The sequence below is a fragment of the Paenibacillus tundrae genome (assembly GCF_030812775.1).
Classification (GTDB): Bacteria; Bacillota; Bacilli; order Paenibacillales; family Paenibacillaceae; genus Paenibacillus; species Paenibacillus tundrae_A.
On the sequence record NZ_JAUSTI010000014.1, the window covers coordinates 33,250 to 50,215 of the forward strand.

Consider the following 16,966-nt stretch of genomic DNA (forward strand, 5'->3'; position numbering starts at 1 on the left):
TTGAATGTTAACTTGCTTAATTTATTCCTCTGTCGGGAATGCACTCAGATCCATATAGGATACTTCCCACAGGTGATCGTCCAGATCTTGAAAGCTCCAGCCATACATAAATCCATGATCCTGCGGATCATTGTAGTGCTTGCCGCCTGCATCCAGAGCAGCTTGTACAATCTGATCGACCTGTTCACGGCTATCTACGGATAGAGCAACGATGACTTCGGCCGTCTCGGCAGCATTAGAGATTTTCTTAGGAATGAACGATAGGAAACGCTCTTCCACCAGCAGCATAGCATAAATGTTGTCCCCAATGATCATACAGGTAGCTGACTCATCCGTAAAATTAGCATTAAACTCAAACCCAATCTTGGTGAAAAACTCCACCGATTTATTCAAATCTTTGATGGGGAGGTTAACAAAAATCTGCTTAGCACTTACAGCCACCATCGATCACCTCGATCTATTGGATTAGATTCCCAACCCAAATTAACATGTCGCATATAGGCTGTCAAATGAATTATACTAGTTATATTCCAAATGGTGAGGTGAGAAGGATGCTATTCCAATTTGTTCGAAGTAATTAGTTATCGGGCTGGGTCAAAACGCGTACCAGCTATGTAAGGATACGTCTGTCTTCTTGACCTAGCTCGGTAGAGATTACTGTATCGAACTTGAATAACAACTACTCATTGTATCTACACAAATTTGGAGGAATAACGAATGAAACAAACCATACATTATGAAGCTTTTTATGAACAGATCGGGGCCATCAACGGTTGGGATTTCAGTTCCCTGCAGGTTGTATCCGAAGGCGTCCTATGGGATCTGTATACTGAAGTTATACGCCATATCCGTCCCTCTGACCTCTTACTCGACATTGGCACAGGTGGCGGAGAAGCATTGCTCTCTCATGCCGAGGCTGCATCATTACTTGTAGGGATTGACCTTTCCCACGGCATGATACAGACTGCACAGCGTAATCTTCTCGCGTCAGGGCGCTTCAACGTCCGATTTGTGCAGATGAATGCTGAGCAGCTTCAATTCCCCGATCAATTTTTCAATATGATTTCTTGCAGACATGCTCCCTTCTGCGCATCGGAAGCATATCGTGTACTTGCTGATGGAGGCATGTTTCTGACCCAGCAGGTTCGGGAAAATGATAAATATAACATCAAAGAAGCCTTCGGCTTGGAGGCAACCGAAGACTTGCCAACAAGCCCATTAGCGGAGAGATACGTGAACGAGCTGCATGAAGCTGGATTCCGTGATATTCAACTCAAGGAATATAATGCGACCGAGTATTATGCTCGTCCAGAAGATCTGCTCTTCCTGCTGACTCATGCGCCGATTATTCCCGGCTTCGGAGAACAAGTTACAGATGTGCAGACACTCCAACGTTTTATTCATCAATATGAGTGTGATCTGGGAATTCGGACGAACGCTGCACGTTTCCTGATAACAGCTCGCAAATAAAGCACTATAATTCGAATCAATTTCATAATACCTTTACTGCTTAAATCAAGACTAGATATAGATCAAAAACGGTTTAATTTGTTTATATCTAGTTACATAAAACTCGGTTTAATGAGTTATGAAATTGATTCATCTAACTGAAAAACAACAAAAAACAGCCCACCAGACCTTTGGCAATGCAATTCAGGTCTGGTGGGCTGTTAAGTATGATCATGATGCAGGTACGTTCAATTTCTCCAGAAACGGCTCTAACTTATCTACGACATAATGACTCCCGCCCCGGCCATTCACTTGTTCGATAACTGCAGAGATGAGGAAAGAAGGGGAGTCGGTATCAAACACCACAACAAATCCGTTCTCCTGTCCTTTCTCTCCCTTCTTCGCTTTCAGTTCAGCGGTTCCCGTCTTGGCAGCTAACGCACCTGGAAGCGAATTAAGGGAATGAGCTGTTCCACCGGAACGGGTGACGACTTGACCGAGTGCGTCCTTCACCGTAGCTGCCACATCAGGTGTGATGATCACCTCGGGTTCAGACGTTTCTTTGCCTACAATCAGTACCGGCTGCACCATTTTCCCTTCATTAATAAAAGGCGTAAACGAAGTCGCCAGATGGATCGGAGACATTAACATCTCTCCTTGACCGTAGGACGTATCTGCGAGAAGCACCTCTGATGCAAGATCTAGATGCGCCTCATTTGCATACTGGCTTGGCTTCAAGTACAATTCGTCCAATCCGAAGTTATCACCGAATCCAAACTTTTGAATACCTTCGATAAATTTGGCACTTCCCATCTCAATGGCTTCTTGGGCAAAATAGATATTATCTGAATAGACCAAAGCATCGACCATATTTACAGGTGATACACTCTTCACACGTTTCACATAATAACCGCCCCAACTCTCATCCTTACGCCATTGTAAACCAGGGATATCATGTTCTTTATCCGCAGTAGTTACGTTCTCCATGAGTCCTGCTGCTGCTGTGATTGCTTTGAAGGTTGACCCTGGTGCATAACGATTCGTGAATCGATTGATAAAAGGTAACCCTTCATCTGCGGAATACGCATCCCATTCTGCCTGTGTAAGACCTGTCACCATTTTATTCGGATCATAGGCTGGTGCACTAACCATCGCAAGTAGATGACCATCTGTCGGATTCATCAGCACCATCGCTCCGGCATCTCCACCGCTGGAAAGGGTCTGGTACAATTTTTGCTGTGTTTGCGCATCAATGGTCAGCTGCACATCTTGTCCATCAACTGCATCATGGCGAATTAGCTCAGAGCGGACATTCCCTAGTTCATCTGTAATCTCAATCAAGCCACCTCGCTCGCCGCGAAGTTGTTTCTCCATGGATTGCTCCAGACCGGCTTTACCAATCCAGTCCTCAGCTCGGTAATAACCTTCGGTATCTTTCTCCAGATCCTCTTTCGTCACTTTACGCACATAACCAACCAGATGAGCAGCCGCCTCACCCAGCGGGTAGTATCGAATCGTCTTGGATTGCAGCTTCACGCCATTCAGCCCGTCAGGCACCATGGATTCATCGGTCGTAGCAATTGGCACAAAATATTCTGGCTTAACCCACTTCTGAGCTAATGCTGTATTAATGGCATCTTCAGATACCTTGTAATGCTGAGCAATCTGGGCAATTATTGCATCTGGGTTGTCGCCCAGTTCTCCTGGCACAATGCCCCATTCATTGACCGACCCTTTTGTCGCAAGAGGCATCCCTTCATGATCTACGATGTTGCCACGTTCCGGAAATAGTGTCCGGACTCTCACCTTACTGCCTTTAACCATATCTTTGAGAATCATCGACGGCTGCCAATCAATCCGCCAGACTTTGGTGCCATCCTCAAGCTCTTGTCTGACAAGCTTCAAGGACTGGGTCTCGTTCACGTCGCCAAGCAAGGTTGTCAACTGCAGATTATAGTCCACCTCGTAGATGTCAGGGTTGGTTTCCTCGGCGCTTGCATTTTCACCGGCTCCTTCACTTGTTCCGGATTCTGATTCATTGGAATCCGCTGTCGTTTCGGTGGCCTGCGGCTTCACTTCTGCCTTGACCTCAGATACCTCCATGCCGGAGTAGATAGCGTTATACTTTTCCACGAACTGTTCTCGACTCAGTCCAGACTCATCCAGTGAAGCAGGCGTCATCATCGTATATAGCTGATCGAATTCCTTCTTCTGCAAATGGTCTATGTACTGTGTTACAGTGGCCTCTGGCTTCGCTTCTTCAGCTTTGCTGTTCTGCATATATAAGTACATTCCGACTCCACCCGCAAACAAGATCGGAAGTAGTCCGTACAAAATTTTATGTTTCTTTTTCATGGTCATATCACCTCTACAATATACTATAGATTTCCAAGCTCATTTAAACAATGGCACAAATCTGACGATTTTATCATAAAAAATAGCCGAATACTCACATAATATGTTTAAATAAGGAGAGTGAAATTACTGCAAAGGAGCCCGATGATGGAAATCAGCTATTTTTTACTCCCCAAAGCCGAAGTGGCCTATATCAAGTCTTCCGCTTCCATGAAGGATGCGATCGAGCAGCTTGAAGCGCAGCATTATACTGCCATACCCGTAATTGATGAGGATGGAAAATATGTTGCTACCCTGTCCGAAGGTGACTTGTTATGGAAAATGCGAAGTACGCCTGGATTGACTTTTGATAATATGGATCAGGTTGAGGTACATGAGATTAACAACCGTGTGTACAATGAATGCGTATACATTGAGGCCGAGATGGAGGATATGCTGACATTGGCAGCCGATCAAAATTTCGTACCTGTTGTTGATGTAGATCGTGTGTTTCTCGGCATCATCCGTCGCAAAGACATTATCGAATACTATACGCGCAACATCTCTGATTAGAGCAATACACTACTTACCCGCTGCACACTACATAGCACTAAGCTAGACCGTTGTACAATAGGGTGAAACAAATAAGGCGAGCCGCGGCTCGTCTTTTTGGCATGATTTCTGGATATAACATTTGGGTATGTCACCAGGGTAGGTCGTAACTTGCTCTCCGCTGAGATTCACTTCAATTTCACTTCAATATAACCGTTTCTTCATTGCGTGGGTTCCTCATCGAGCTTGAAATACCATTCTAGAAATACGTTGAAATTCGACCATTGCGGTGTACTCTCCCCCCGAAGGAAAAGCTCAATCGATTCGCCTAGCTCAACCAAAATGACTTCACCCGTCACTCGATTATAAAAGAACCCACCTTCACCCTCAAAGCTATCCAGCGGGATATAAGCATCCGGCAGTCCTAACGTGAGCTGTGCCACAGTAATGTCTTCCATATAAACGGTATTCACCATAAACCAACAAATCTGATATAGCTCCTGATTTCTACTATAGAATGTAGGGCCATCCTCAACATGCAAATAAAATTGCGCAAATTCGGATTCCAGAGCAATACCCAGTTTCCGTAACGCTTCTTCATAATCTACCGGTACATCTTCATGCCACCAGCCTTGATCCTCACAATACTCCATCACCCGAGTTGATAACATGATACGCCTCCTAATGATTGAACCTTCTAGAAATTTTACCTTTTACGACTTTACTGGGATCCACACTTGAGGCGGAGCACCTTCACCACGGTATACTTCAAGCTCTGGAATGCCTGCATGCTCATAAGAGCCTGTAGGAAACCATTCAGACATAATATATTCCCACAAGCGCTGTATCGCTTCTGGTGCAAGTTCTTCTCCTTCGAATACAACCCATTTCACCGCGGGAAGCTCTATTCCATACATGCCTGCTGGGATTTCATCCGAATGAGAGGTAGCAATCCAGTACTCCATTTGCCCGTCATGCAACTGCCTCTGATCTACACAGATCCCCACCAAACCAGGGATTACCCCGTTATTCAGCTCGCTCAGTCGATCCTCAATTCCCTCAGCCAGCGCTTCTTGCCACATTAGGGGAATGCCTCTAAGATTCTCACCGTCTACGCAAGAGAAGGTTCGTTTGATTCCAACAAAATGAAGAGCCTGCTGCTCCATAACGTCATACTTTACATTCATTACAATTCCCCTCTCCAATTCGCGCGGTCGTGTCTTCCTTCAGGATGACCTATAACTACTCTATCAAAAGAATCTATCGAATGGAAATGAGCAACCTTTCCTGCTGACATTCGTCTAATCACTAATTACGGAATAAGGAGCTGACTATGCGGATAACTTGCGAAGCTGGTACTGGATTTACGATTGGCATGATTGCACTTCAACCCGAGACACTGGACGTAGACTGTTCCAGCAGCCAGATCACCCATGTGGTTGATCCTGAACGAATTGGCGCGGTCGAACATATCATGTAATGACATATGGATACGATGAAGAAGTGCGCAATCCGAGCAATGTCATTTTTCGATGTACGAATGAAGAAGACGTATTTGTAGTTGGAGAGATTGTTCCTTACTCTACTACGTCAACCACAGGTCAGCGCTTCGGTATGCTTCATTTCCGTGCCTTAATCTCTGCCAGGGATGATCTCTACCCCCTTAGCTACATGTGCAAACCCGATTTCGATCTATCTATTCATGCTTCGGAATCATAGTTTGGCGATACATAATATGAAAGAGCGCTAGGTTTACCCATGACGTGGGTTCACCTGCGCTCTTTATGATAGTGAAAAGTCCCTTTGGCATATTGCTTATGAGTGCTGCGTGTGGGTACTATCTGGTGCTATTGGTACGATATGAACTCTGATAAGGTTTATGTCATACTCGCATTGCAGCTCCTACAACTCTAAGACAGCGGTTGACCGAATAGCTTCGCTTTTTCTACCATTGCCTTCTCCAACCTCTCCCGCAATCCACACATCCACTCTGGCTCATGCGCCCATTGTTGCGCGGCAGATCGAAGTATGCGTACGTAGCCGTACAGGTTGGCGAAGCGGCGACATGCCGGAAACATCATCTCCATATCAACCGTTTCATCGGCTACAGACCAGTAGCCTTGCATAAAGGATTGTTTCATCTGCTCCCCGTGCTCTGGCTCAATCTCCTCCTGTAAACTATCCAATGATTGCTGCACATCCATCGCATACCAGTGAACCATAGCATCATCGAAATCAATGGCATAGAAGGCATGATCCTCCTGATCATAAAATACATTATCCAGTTCAAAATCATAATGAATGAGACCAAAGTTCTGCTTCGTAACAGGCCATGAGGCTAATACCGTCCGTACAGCATCGACCTCGTTCAGAGCCTCTGTCTCATCAGGAAAACCTGCTAACACACCTTGCATCCAATTCAGCACTTCTGTATAAGTCCAGCGACTCGTATGTTCTGGCACGTACTGACGGGATACGTTGTGCAGCTTGCCTAATGCCTGACCGTAACCATGAACAATCGTCTCATCTAGATCAACACGAGCCAGTGATATGCCTGGAACCCGCTTGAACACCGATGCATAATAGGCCCCCCACGGTGTATGAACCTGAACAAGCTCCTCCCCGGTATGTGCCGGAACAGCCTCCAGAGCTCCATATTGATGTCGGTGCAGCTCGTGCAAGAATGCTAATTCGGCTTCTATATTCGATTTATCCTTTTCGTCCACGGGTGCAAAACGAAGTAACCGAACCTCCTCTTGAAACCGGAATGGGTATACCGCATTCGACGATATCCGGTAATGTTGGAACATATCCAGTGACTCTACATCATAGTCCCATTGCTTCAATATCATCTCGGCCAGATCGTGGTTGTGAAATAAATAGTTTAGTTTTAACATGGGCATCTAACTCCTCATTATTTAATGTCATTAATACTGCTCAGGCTAGCCTGATAAAAGGAATGATGACCAGCAGCTATTGACTGCAATGTCTCGTTCCATTGACCCGATGCCGGGTTAAATGGCTATTTTGGCGCGCAAAAAACCGCAGGCTATGCCTGCGGCTTTTAAAATTCGTGGTGTACGAGAGGATAGGCATAAACAAATAAACCTCGTGATCACCAGGAAAAAAATGCAGTTATATCCCTATGGTCAGCAGCATCCGATGGAATCCTGGGCAGCCTACTGCCGCCACCTAACCCCCGATGTCTGCTGTATCTATTCAATTTATAATCACCTTAATGGTTGTAGTCATTGGATTCGTCTTAGCCCGTCGTTTCATGACGCTCACTCCCTTCGAGAAACAAAGTCACTTCTATATTAATCCATTTTTTGAATGTAAGCAATTACAAAACCATATTATACGGGCTCTAACTGAAAATCGCTAAATTCAAGGAGAGAAAAGCTAACGAAAGATACCTCTACTGTCGATAATAACCATTGGATACATAATATTAAAATTTATAATTAAAAGGAGATTGAAACATGATTAATGGCAAACGCTACATTCGTTCGTTACTTGCGGTACCTCTAGCTGGTCTACTTTTTGTTTTGCTTGCATCCCAACAAGCTTCTGCAGCACCTATCGACAGCTTGTTACCTGAGCGGAATGAGCAAGAAATTACGCAGAAGTGGAATGAATGGATGAGCGAGAAAGATAAATCGGTTACGTTTACCGAGACACCTTCCGCTATGGCACCTTATATTGCAGGAAAAATTAGTGATACGTCCTTACAGCACGCCCTAAATGCAGCTAACTTTTATCGTTATCTGTCAGGACTCGAAGGAGATCTCGTCCTTGATCCTACACTTAATCATCAAGCACAACATGGAGCAGTCGTAATCTCTACATCAGCACTCTCACATTACCCACCTCAACCAGTAGACATGCCTAAAGACTTTTACGACTTAGGTGCGAAATCAGCCTCAAGCTCCAATCTATTTGCAGCTTACAGCTCCAGAGGGAACGTAGCCGTTAACAGTGTTGAGGCTTATATGGATGATTCGGATGCAAGCAACATTGCTGCACTCGGTCATCGCCGCTGGATTTTGAGCACACAATTGAAGAAGACTGGCTTCGGTGTTGCGTACCGTGATAACAAATCATATGCTAACCAGTTCAGTACGATGCAGGTTCTCGATACCAGCCGTGCGGAAAAGGTAAACTATAATTACAGCTTGTATCCGAATAAAGGGGATTTCCCGATTGAAGCGTTCAAAAGCTCTCAAGCTTGGTCTGTCCAACTGAACCCAGATGTCTTCGCGAAGCCTTCGCAATCGAATGTGCGAGTTGAGGTTGTTCGCTCATCAGATCAACGGACGTGGGTATTAGGAGCCAATCATAAGAACAGCACCGACCCTTCAGGAGCTTACTTTAATGTAAATAACGATTCTTATGCATACAACTATGCTATCATTTTCCGGCCGGATCAGATCCAATCTTTGAAAGAAAATGATACGTTTAACATCCGAATTACAGGCCTGAAGAAAAAAGACGGCTCCAATGCCGAGATTTCGTATCAAACCCGATTCTTCTCTGTGAATAAGTCACAACCGAATCCAGGAACAGATCCAGGATCACAGCAACCAGATCCTCAAGATATCTTGGATAATTTCCTAGTTAAATTTCAATATACAGCAGACCGTACGTTAAAGATTAATGGGACACTGTTGAAATACGCTAACCAAACGTTCACCTTCCAGATCTATGGCCCATCACCTGATGAAAGCCATATCAGAACAGTGAATGTGAACGTAGATGCAAATGGTAGATTCGGTCTCACACTCCCTGACCTGTCTGCTTCCGATCTCAACATCTACATGAAAGTCAGTGACGACATTACCTATCTCATTACAGCAGCTGGTAACTCAAACGTAACCTATTACATTGATTAATTAGAACATGGATGAAATAAAAAACAGTCAGGACGCCATGAAGGCATTCTCGACTGTTTTTTTGTATTGAGTGACATTATTCGGTTGGATAGATGAATCTGTGGCAAAACACTGCAGAATCTTCTGATAGATAAACTTAGGTGTACATTTCCTTGAACTCATCCACATACAACACTTCTATACACCCAGACCAATTGAGAATTGAGCCAACAAAATCCTGAATGTCTAAGCCCTTCATCTCATACGTTTCCTCGGTGTTGACGGTGCCTGTCGCATCTTCGATCAAGGTCACTTGGAAACCTTCATGCTCTGCTGTAATCGCTGTAAATAGGCAACAGTACTCCGTATTGAACCCTACAATAAATACATGATCAATGTGTCGTTCCAACATCCATGTCTTTAATGCCGGGTTGCTGAACGCACTTGGCTTGCTCTTCTCCAACACAGGGTGCTGCTTCGTATCAAGCACAATCTCTAGATTGGCACGCTCTTTATAGTACAAAGACGAATCCTCTTGCTCGTAATCTACATGCTTCATATATACAATTGGCCAGTCCCGTTCCTCGAACTCCGCAATGACAGATTGAATCTTGGCAACTGGTTCTGATACGTCACGTAATCGTACAATACCCTGCTGTACATCCAGCACAATTAAAGCCTTATTCATCTAAACGCTCCTTTGATCAGGTCGGTTTATTACTTCTTCTGCTTCTTCGTTGCTGCCTTCTCCACGTTCTCTTTCACCCGGAATTCAACGATTCGTCGAATCAACGCTTCAGGTAACGGCTGATTATGCGGGAACTGAACCGATCCCTTCGCATTCTTGAACGCTGAGAGTTCCTCTTGAAACGCCGTGATCCCACTAGGAGCCGGATAGAACCCAATATGATGTTGGTACGCAGCGAAATGAACCAAATTCCCATGCTGTGCATACGTGGGCATCTTGTAACTGATCTTCTCTTCCGCATTCGGGGCTGTCTCCCGAATCATCTGCCTTAAAGCTTGAAGTCGTGCCTGCACCTCAGGTGCAAATCCCATAATATATTCCTCCACCTGCACAGAAAAGGGATTGCTATCTGGCATCATTAACTCCTTCCACCACAGAGTAAACCTCGTGGTACGGGTATTTGGATTCATTGTAATTCACAGCGTCATCGCACGTCCATGTCTCATCAGGTAGTCTTCCTTTGATTTGTAATCAGGCATGATGCTGCCGACACGACGCCAGAACGAGCGGTCATGATTCATATGATGAATGTGGCAGAGCTCATGGATAATGACATAATCAATAACTTCATACGGTGCCATAGCTAAACGATAGTTAAAGGTAAGCTTTTTGTCCCAGCTACAGCTCCCCCACTTCGTGGCTGATTCCACAATGTCTACAGACTTCGGCTTCACCTTAAGCTCCTGTTGGTAGCGAATGATGCGCTCCCCAATTACCCTTTTGCACTCACTAAAGTAGAACTTCTTCAGGGTCGCTCTTAGCTCCTCTTCCCCCAATCCCTCGACAGGGATTAATTCATGTAGTGCATATTCCTTACCAAAATGTAAAAATGCTCCCTTGCCCTCTTGTTCATACTCCTTAGCCTGAGGGCCTTCTAGTGCCTGCTGCATAAGCGCCGACTTGGTGAGGATGACCTCTCCGTGCTGCTTCACGAGTGCTTTTAACGCCTCTTCACTAGTGCCATTAGGTGCCTTAATCGTAACCATGTAGGGCAAATCCATCGTGATGGAAGCTTTTTTTCGTTTGCCATATTCGATATGGCATGTAATGATCTGTCCCTGGACTTCTATCGTAATCATGTTGTACTCCATTTCTGCAACTTGAGCTGTATGCTAATGCTTGTTCACTGATATAACTTCTTATTTGTAACCTCTTATTTATCCTTACTAGTTAATGCTGCATTTCACTCTGTTCTACAGATTGTATACTAATAATCAGATGTTTAACATCCGTACGAAACTATTTGAATTTTTATTCATTTTTGTGTATTATTATCAAATTAAAATCTTACATATATTTGAGCATTACACTGGGAGGATGAACAAAATGTATGCAACAGAGTATACGCATCGGCATATTGAAGAACTGACGCTTAACCACTGGCAGCCTTTATCAACCTCACTGTATGACGGATGGGTGCTGCGTTTTGCCAAAGGGTATACAAAGCGAGCCAACTCGGTTCAAGCGCTCTACCCTTCTACCCTGGATGTACATGAAAAGATCACAACATGTGAGCAATTCTATACGTCCAACCAGTTGAGTACTATTTTCAAAATTACACCTTTTGTTCAGCCAGAAGAATTGGATCAGCTTTTGCATGATAAAGGTTATGTCACCGTGGATCGGACTCTTGTGCAGCTTCGAAATCTAGAGGAACTGAAAGCTCCTGTACATCTAGAGGTACATATCGACGAGTTGCTAACTGACGAATGGCTGGATCACTTCTGCCGTTTGAATGCAGTCAACGAAGAGTTCAAGGCAACGATGACACTGATGCTCTTAAATATTCGTGCAAAAACAGCGTTCATCACCCTCTCTGTTGATGGCGTTGTGGCGGCCTGCGGACTTGGCGTGGTAGAGCGGGGAGTCATTGGACTGCATGACATCATTACAGAGGCAACCTACCGTAATCGCGGCCTGGCGGAACAGATGATCCTGCATCTGCTCCACTGGGGTAAGAGTCATGGTGCTGTATCCAGCTATCTGCAAGTCGTAGAAAACAATGCACCCGCACGGCGGCTATATGCCAAGTTGGGCTATACCGATGCCTATTCGTATTGGTATCGGGTTAAGCAATACATACAGTAAAGCTCCATCATGTTGGTATTTTGGTGAAGGGTGTAGGCGTATGCGCTAGTTATGCTTCCGTATACAAACTGCTATCAGACCTTTCCAGCTAAAACCAAGGCAGAGACAGCGTTGAAAAAAGGGGAGACATCTGTTATCCTTCGGTTTGCTTCACCTGTTAACTCAGATGAACTGATGACAGCCGCTGGTGAAGCGCTCGCCGCAGTGGACGAATCACTGCTGAATACCGCACAGCTTGCCACGCTTGGTAGCTATGCCATTCTGGAATCGAAACCGGAACAGAAATAGTTCAAGTCTAATCTGACACGAGACATACAAAACGGGACAAAGCAGCTTACCACTGCTTTGTCCCGTTTTTTTTAAAAACCTGATGAGACGTAACGCCCCCAGATAATCGTTTATCGGAATAATACATGCTACGGTTACGGACTTACGGTACCACCATTCGCGTTCAACGTCTCTCCGCTCACATAGCTGGATTCCTGGCTCGCGAGAAATACGTATGCTGGAGCCATCTCAACAGGTTGTCCCGGACGACCCAGCGGCGTATTGTTGCCGAATTCGGCCAACTTCTCTACGGGTTGTCCACCGACAATCTGAAGCGGTGTCCACACTGGCCCTGGCGCGACAACGTTCACACGAATGCCTTTGCTGCCAACCTGTTGAGCAAGTGCTTTGCTGAAGGTATTGATCGAAGCCTTCGTCGTTGCATAGTCCAACAGAATCGGTGACGGACTGTATGCTTGGATGGACGATGTATTAATGATCGAACCACCGGGCTTCATATGTTTCACGGCTGCTTTACAGAGCCAGAACATGGAATACACATTGGTTTTGAACGTCGCATCGAATTGTTCAGTTGTTAGGTCTGCAATCTGCTCGACAAACTGTTGCTTCCCTGCCACGTTTGCCAGAATGTCTATACCGCCCAGTTCTTTGACCGCAGTTTCAATCAATTTCTCGCAGTATTTCTCATCCTTTAGATCACCCGGAAGAGCAATTGCTCTTCGGCCAGCTTCCTCGATCAATTGCACGACTTCCTTCGCATCCGCTTCTTCCTCCGGCAGATAGGAGAGTACAACATCCGCACCTTCACGAGCATATGCAATCGCCGCTGCCCGGCCAATCCCGCTGTCCGCACCGGTAACGACCGCTTTACGACCTGTCAGCCGGCCGCTGCCTTTATATGTTTTCTCACCGCAATCTGGAACAGGAGTCATCTCACGCTGTAATCCCGGCTCTTCCTGCTGTTGTTTCCACTCCGGTGTAGCCTTTGGATATTGTGTAGTCGGATCTTGTATGGTGTGTTGGTCTTGGTTTGCCATCGTCAATTTCCTCCTCGGTTATTATTGTTTAATTTCATATAGGTTGTTATAAAAGTCTCACTCCTTCCTTTGTAACCGAGATGGGCGGAGTTTAAACTGAGCATTCCTATTTACCATCCACTCCTACAGATAAATCTCCAAGAACTTGAAAGTGCATACCCTCCATTCCATGCTCTCCATTTTGCATCAAGCCAAACAATATGAAGCTGAATCCGCTCTAAGTACAAAGCAATCTCTTGGTTATGTATCCAGCCTGGTCGAATCGATGAACGCCAGCGCAGCTAGACGAAAAAAATTTGTCTCCGCCAAGCTTAAACCTCCAGTTACAGGAGATTCATGAACCAAAAAAGATGAAGCTGAATTTTCTCAGCTTCATCTTGAATTTTGAATTCTTACCGCCACTAATGGTTAAGAGGCGTAATCCCTTTTTATCTACATCACAGCTTATTAATGTTGAGTTGGATCCTGCTCAATTCGCTGCTTTTTCCCAATTCCGAACAGGAAGTAACCGATGACTACAATCGCCATAAAGGTCGCACCCACAATCAGCGGCAGACGTGTATCCGGATTAAACGCCATACCGATAATGACCAGAATCAGATACACGATAATGATGTAGTTACTGATTGGGAACCATTTCGACTTAAAGTTATGATCCCCCATCTCATTACCCCAACGCTTACGGAATCTGAATTGGCTAAATGCCAGTGCAAACCACGGAACCATCCCTGGCAGAACGCTCGCGCTGTAGATGTAAAGGAACAGCTTCGAATCTGGCATTATATAATTCAGAATTACACCAATGAGCAACAAGGATATGGTGACGACAATACTGTTGCGGGGAACTCCGCCCTTGGATAACTTTTTGAAAAAGGCTGGCGCCTGTCCATTCTCCGCAAGGGTATACAGCATTCGCCCTGCACTATAAATACCACTATTACAGCCTGACATGGCAGCCGTAAGTACAACAAAGTTGATAATACCTGCGGCAGCCACAATTCCCACTTTGGCAAATGTCAGCACGAATGGACTTCCCGTCTCCCCAACCTCATTCCACGGATACAAGGTTACAATAACGAAAATTGCTCCCACATAGAAGATCAGGATACGCCAAACGATATTTTTGATCGCTTTACGCAGTGTAAACTTTGGATTCTCCGCTTCTCCCGCTGTAATACCTACCATCTCGACACCCTGATACGCTGCCGTGACAATACATAGTGCAAAAAGGAAGCCTTTGAGCCCACCTGGGAAGAATCCGCCATGACTGAACAGATTGGATAGACCAATCGCTTGACCTCCATTCCCCCAGCCAAAGAAGATCAGCCCTGTACCAATCACAATCATCGCCACAATGGCGGTCACCTTGATCATGGCAAACCAAAACTCGAATTCACCATAGAACTTCACCGCAGCTAAATTCGCCGCAGCAATAATCAACACCCCAGCAAGCGCCGGAATCCACTGCGGAATATCTGGGAACCAATACCCTACGTAAATACCAATCGCCGTAACCTCAGCCATGCCGACCGTTACCCAGAGGAACCAGTAACTCCAGGCGGTGAGAAAGCCAGCAAGTGGGCCAATATATTTGTGGGCAAATGTAGCGAAGGAGCCTGTTACCGGTTCCTGAATCAACATTTCTCCCATAATGCGCATGACAAAAAAGATCACAATCCCAGCCAGCAGGTAGGCAAGCAAAACGGAAGGACCAGCCCATTTAATCGTACTTGCCGATCCCATAAATAAACCCACGCCAATCGTGCCGCCGAGTGCAATCAGCTCAACGTGCCTGGGCTTCAGCCCTCTAGATAGTTGCTTCGATTCCAAACGTCATTCCCCTTTTCTTGTGAACATCTTCATGTTGTAAAAAATCGTCTTTTCGCATCCACATTAACGCAATGCAGAATTACTTCACCAAATTGTACGAGATGTATCGCAGAAATACAACAAGGAATGTGAGGAAGGATTGAAATGAGAATGATTATCAACTATAATAACAACAAAAATCCCATTCTGACATTCACGATGGATGAGGAGGCAACATGGATTTATCCACCTATATACAGCAATGGACTCAATTGTCCATACATATACTTGATGTTCGTTATACGCTAATCCCAACGGGTAAGCCGCTTCCACCCTATCGATTTCCCGCAAACGCCTTCTTACTTGTCTCCCACAGTCGCGGGACTAGTATCCAGCCATCTCAGGCAAGCACATCTGTTGAATACCAGCATGATATGGGCGTAACGAAGCTGGAAGGCACACCGAATAAAATTGCAGCTGCCGATTATCGAATCATGGATACCCTGTATGCGTTAGGTGTATATCCTCATGCCACAACCACTTATGGGGGCTCTACGGTTCTGCCATATATGGATGTAGATCAGCAGAATCCAGATATTCTGCCTTTAGGGGATAAGATCAATCTTGAAGCAGCTGTGGAAAGCGAGCCCGATCTCATTATTGCTCGTCACATTGAACCCGCCGTCTATGAGCAATTGAGCAAAGTAGCTCCGGTTATCGTCTTCCGTGGGGATGGCGATTGGCGAGAAGAAATGAAGGAGATTGCCACTGTCGTGGGTAAAGAGCAACAGGCCGAAGACTGGCTAGCACAGTACGATCTCAAAGCAGCACAAATGAAAGAAAAAATGGCACAGCATATCGGTGAAGATGAGACCTTCCTATTCTGCGTGTTCAAAAAAATGTGCAGGTTGCCAGCCCCAATGTTCATCTGGGAGCAACCTTGTCCAATGATTTAGGGCTCAAGTATGTGCCTCAATTGGCAAACATGAAAGATACGTATGAGACGTTATCCTTGGAGACACTCCCCGAGTTGAACCCGGATCATATCTTTATGACCATAGGCAAATCCACAGTTAGCCATGATGATGAAGCTGAGAAGGTGCTTGAAGAGATGAAGCAATCTGCCGTATGGAGCAATCTAAAAGCCGTAAAAGCGGGAAATATTCATATCATGCCACAGTGGGTGTTTGGGGATTACCCGAATATTAAGGTTGAGTCACTTGAACTTGTTGAGCAGGCTTTAGTGAAATAATAGCTAGCGTTCATCTCAACACTCATCTAATGAAAATTTCCGAAATGGAACCTAACGATCAGCCTCAATGCGTTCTTGGAACCAACGTAATTCAACACTCGTATCTATATCTGATTGTTCATTCAGAATGAGGGGAGGCTCCGCATGCCCGATCTGTTATTGGTCTTATTTTTGTTCAACCTCTCTCTATTTCTTCTACACGAAATGGATGCCATTAGGCGATCCGAATGGAGATTGTTTATCGTACTGAAAGATATGGAAGACGACAAAGCCTTTAAGTACTTCACTTGGATTCACCTACCTCTGTACACCGTCATCCTATCGCTTCTATTTAGTTCGTATCAGAGTATTGCATTCTGGATACTCGATATCTTTTTCATCATACATACTGTATTACACTTTTTCTTCGAAAAGCATCCGCGCAATGAGTTCAAAAATAGTTTCTCCAGATCCATTATCTACTTCATGGGACTGGGCGCAACCATTCATTTGATATGGTTAGCACTTCAGTAAAGATAATTTGGAATGATGTAAAAAG

General features: G+C 45.1%; 21 protein-coding genes. 11 read left to right on the top strand and 10 right to left on the bottom strand.

Translation table 11 applies throughout. The annotated features are described in order from the left end of the window. Positions 1-21: 21 nt before the first annotated feature. Complete coding sequence (locus tag J2T19_RS21160; RefSeq protein ID WP_307219268.1) at positions 22-441, bottom strand: VOC family protein; 420 nt, start codon at positions 439-441, stop codon at positions 22-24. 276 nt (positions 442-717) lie between these two features. Between J2T19_RS21160 and J2T19_RS21165 the strand changes: the two genes are divergently transcribed. Further along, complete coding sequence (locus J2T19_RS21165; RefSeq protein WP_307219270.1) at positions 718-1,470, top strand: class I SAM-dependent methyltransferase; 753 nt, start codon at positions 718-720, stop codon at positions 1,468-1,470. Between the two features lie 210 nt (positions 1,471-1,680). Here J2T19_RS21165 and J2T19_RS21170 read toward each other — a convergent pair whose 3' ends face one another. Then, on the bottom strand, positions 1,681-3,804 hold the full coding sequence (locus J2T19_RS21170) for a penicillin-binding transpeptidase domain-containing protein (RefSeq protein ID WP_307219272.1): 2,124 nt from the start codon (positions 3,802-3,804) through the stop codon (positions 1,681-1,683). 147 nt (positions 3,805-3,951) lie between these two features. Between J2T19_RS21170 and J2T19_RS21175 the strand changes: the two genes are divergently transcribed. Next, positions 3,952-4,356 (top strand): CBS domain-containing protein, encoded by a 405-nt coding sequence (locus J2T19_RS21175; protein ID WP_307219274.1) that lies wholly within the window; start codon positions 3,952-3,954, stop codon positions 4,354-4,356. Positions 4,357-4,556: 200 nt separating this feature from the next. Here the strand turns inward: J2T19_RS21175 and J2T19_RS21180 are convergent, their stop codons facing one another. Both J2T19_RS21180 and J2T19_RS21185 read right to left on the bottom strand, forming a co-directional pair. After that, positions 4,557-5,006, bottom strand: coding sequence for a hypothetical protein (locus J2T19_RS21180; RefSeq protein WP_307219276.1), 450 nt, complete (start codon positions 5,004-5,006; stop codon positions 4,557-4,559). A 42-nt stretch (positions 5,007-5,048) separates the two neighbouring features. Beyond that, entirely contained in the window at positions 5,049-5,522 is a 474-nt protein-coding gene (locus J2T19_RS21185; protein WP_307219278.1) for a GyrI-like domain-containing protein, read from the bottom strand. A 146-nt stretch (positions 5,523-5,668) separates the two neighbouring features. Between J2T19_RS21185 and J2T19_RS21190 the strand changes: the two genes are divergently transcribed. Further along, positions 5,669-5,815, top strand: coding sequence for a hypothetical protein (locus J2T19_RS21190; RefSeq protein WP_307219279.1), 147 nt, complete (start codon positions 5,669-5,671; stop codon positions 5,813-5,815). Further along, complete coding sequence (locus J2T19_RS21195; RefSeq protein WP_307219281.1) at positions 5,815-6,054, top strand: hypothetical protein; 240 nt, start codon at positions 5,815-5,817, stop codon at positions 6,052-6,054. The genes J2T19_RS21190 and J2T19_RS21195 overlap by 1 nt, the downstream gene beginning before the upstream one ends. Before the next feature lie 191 nt (positions 6,055-6,245). Here J2T19_RS21195 and J2T19_RS21200 read toward each other — a convergent pair whose 3' ends face one another. Then, a complete protein-coding gene (locus J2T19_RS21200; protein WP_307219283.1) occupies positions 6,246-7,232 on the bottom strand; it encodes a phosphotransferase enzyme family protein in 987 nt (328 codons plus the stop codon). A gap of 585 nt (positions 7,233-7,817) precedes the next feature. Here J2T19_RS21200 and J2T19_RS21205 point away from each other — a divergent pair. Next, on the top strand, positions 7,818-9,227 hold the full coding sequence (locus tag J2T19_RS21205; protein ID WP_307219285.1) for a CAP domain-containing protein: 1,410 nt from the start codon (positions 7,818-7,820) through the stop codon (positions 9,225-9,227). A 136-nt stretch (positions 9,228-9,363) separates the two neighbouring features. Here the strand turns inward: J2T19_RS21205 and J2T19_RS21210 are convergent, their stop codons facing one another. From J2T19_RS21210 to J2T19_RS21220, 3 genes are read right to left on the bottom strand one after another with little or no spacing between them, the layout of a single operon-like run. Further along, entirely contained in the window at positions 9,364-9,894 is a 531-nt protein-coding gene (locus J2T19_RS21210) for an isochorismatase family protein (protein WP_307219287.1), read from the bottom strand. 29 nt (positions 9,895-9,923) lie between these two features. Further along, entirely contained in the window at positions 9,924-10,310 is a 387-nt protein-coding gene (locus tag J2T19_RS21215; RefSeq protein WP_307219289.1) for an iron chaperone, read from the bottom strand. 60 nt (positions 10,311-10,370) lie between these two features. Then, on the bottom strand, positions 10,371-11,045 hold the full coding sequence (locus J2T19_RS21220; protein WP_307219291.1) for a M48 family metallopeptidase: 675 nt from the start codon (positions 11,043-11,045) through the stop codon (positions 10,371-10,373). A gap of 235 nt (positions 11,046-11,280) precedes the next feature. Here J2T19_RS21220 and J2T19_RS21225 point away from each other — a divergent pair, with 235 nt between their 5' ends. Continuing rightward, complete coding sequence (locus J2T19_RS21225; protein ID WP_307219293.1) at positions 11,281-12,042, top strand: GNAT family N-acetyltransferase; 762 nt, start codon at positions 11,281-11,283, stop codon at positions 12,040-12,042. 51 nt (positions 12,043-12,093) lie between these two features. Then, positions 12,094-12,330 carry a hypothetical protein gene (locus tag J2T19_RS21230; RefSeq protein WP_307219295.1) on the top strand — a complete coding sequence of 79 codons (237 nt, stop codon included), beginning with the start codon at positions 12,094-12,096 and terminating at the stop codon, positions 12,328-12,330. Between the two features lie 134 nt (positions 12,331-12,464). On the opposite strand, the gene J2T19_RS21235 is transcribed toward J2T19_RS21230, so the two are convergent. Continuing rightward, complete coding sequence (locus J2T19_RS21235) at positions 12,465-13,367, bottom strand: SDR family oxidoreductase (protein WP_307219296.1); 903 nt, start codon at positions 13,365-13,367, stop codon at positions 12,465-12,467. 169 nt (positions 13,368-13,536) lie between these two features. Here J2T19_RS21235 and J2T19_RS21240 point away from each other — a divergent pair, with 169 nt between their 5' ends. Continuing rightward, a complete protein-coding gene (locus tag J2T19_RS21240; RefSeq protein ID WP_307219298.1) occupies positions 13,537-13,707 on the top strand; it encodes a hypothetical protein in 171 nt (56 codons plus the stop codon). A gap of 107 nt (positions 13,708-13,814) precedes the next feature. Here the strand turns inward: J2T19_RS21240 and J2T19_RS21245 are convergent, their stop codons facing one another. Beyond that, on the bottom strand, positions 13,815-15,197 hold the full coding sequence (locus J2T19_RS21245) for an amino acid permease (protein WP_307219300.1): 1,383 nt from the start codon (positions 15,195-15,197) through the stop codon (positions 13,815-13,817). A gap of 215 nt (positions 15,198-15,412) precedes the next feature. Between J2T19_RS21245 and J2T19_RS21250 the strand changes: the two genes are divergently transcribed. From J2T19_RS21250 to J2T19_RS21260, 3 genes are all read left to right on the top strand, one after another. Then, a complete protein-coding gene (locus tag J2T19_RS21250) occupies positions 15,413-16,132 on the top strand; it encodes an ABC transporter substrate-binding protein (RefSeq protein WP_307219302.1) in 720 nt (239 codons plus the stop codon). Further along, a complete protein-coding gene (locus J2T19_RS21255; protein ID WP_307219304.1) occupies positions 16,117-16,428 on the top strand; it encodes an ABC transporter substrate-binding protein in 312 nt (103 codons plus the stop codon). The genes J2T19_RS21250 and J2T19_RS21255 overlap by 16 nt, the downstream gene beginning before the upstream one ends. Positions 16,429-16,572: 144 nt before the next feature. Next, positions 16,573-16,941, top strand: a complete 369-nt coding sequence (locus tag J2T19_RS21260; RefSeq protein WP_307219306.1) for a DUF6713 family protein — start codon at positions 16,573-16,575, stop codon at positions 16,939-16,941. Positions 16,942-16,966 lie beyond the last annotated feature (25 nt).

Coding starts and splice junctions, on each gene's coding strand:
- J2T19_RS21190 (WP_307219279.1), top strand. CDS start 5,669: ATGCGGATAACTTGCGAAGCTGGTACTGGATTTACGATTGGCATGATT.
- J2T19_RS21195 (WP_307219281.1), top strand. CDS start 5,815: ATGACATATGGATACGATGAAGAAGTGCGCAATCCGAGCAATGTCATT.
- J2T19_RS21250 (WP_307219302.1), top strand. CDS start 15,413: ATGGATTTATCCACCTATATACAGCAATGGACTCAATTGTCCATACAT.
- J2T19_RS21260 (WP_307219306.1), top strand. CDS start 16,573: ATGCCCGATCTGTTATTGGTCTTATTTTTGTTCAACCTCTCTCTATTT.
- J2T19_RS21220 (WP_307219291.1), bottom strand. CDS start 11,045: ATGGAGTACAACATGATTACGATAGAAGTCCAGGGACAGATCATTACA.
- J2T19_RS21210 (WP_307219287.1), bottom strand. CDS start 9,894: ATGAATAAGGCTTTAATTGTGCTGGATGTACAGCAGGGTATTGTACGA.
- J2T19_RS21230 (WP_307219295.1), top strand. CDS start 12,094: ATGCTTCCGTATACAAACTGCTATCAGACCTTTCCAGCTAAAACCAAG.
- J2T19_RS21185 (WP_307219278.1), bottom strand. CDS start 5,522: ATGAATGTAAAGTATGACGTTATGGAGCAGCAGGCTCTTCATTTTGTT.
- J2T19_RS21175 (WP_307219274.1), top strand. CDS start 3,952: ATGGAAATCAGCTATTTTTTACTCCCCAAAGCCGAAGTGGCCTATATC.
- J2T19_RS21225 (WP_307219293.1), top strand. CDS start 11,281: ATGTATGCAACAGAGTATACGCATCGGCATATTGAAGAACTGACGCTT.
- J2T19_RS21165 (WP_307219270.1), top strand. CDS start 718: ATGAAACAAACCATACATTATGAAGCTTTTTATGAACAGATCGGGGCC.
- J2T19_RS21170 (WP_307219272.1), bottom strand. CDS start 3,804: ATGAAAAAGAAACATAAAATTTTGTACGGACTACTTCCGATCTTGTTT.
- J2T19_RS21180 (WP_307219276.1), bottom strand. CDS start 5,006: ATGTTATCAACTCGGGTGATGGAGTATTGTGAGGATCAAGGCTGGTGG.
- J2T19_RS21200 (WP_307219283.1), bottom strand. CDS start 7,232: ATGTTAAAACTAAACTATTTATTTCACAACCACGATCTGGCCGAGATG.
- J2T19_RS21205 (WP_307219285.1), top strand. CDS start 7,818: ATGATTAATGGCAAACGCTACATTCGTTCGTTACTTGCGGTACCTCTA.
- J2T19_RS21235 (WP_307219296.1), bottom strand. CDS start 13,367: ATGGCAAACCAAGACCAACACACCATACAAGATCCGACTACACAATAT.
- J2T19_RS21240 (WP_307219298.1), top strand. CDS start 13,537: ATGCTCTCCATTTTGCATCAAGCCAAACAATATGAAGCTGAATCCGCT.
- J2T19_RS21215 (WP_307219289.1), bottom strand. CDS start 10,310: ATGCCAGATAGCAATCCCTTTTCTGTGCAGGTGGAGGAATATATTATG.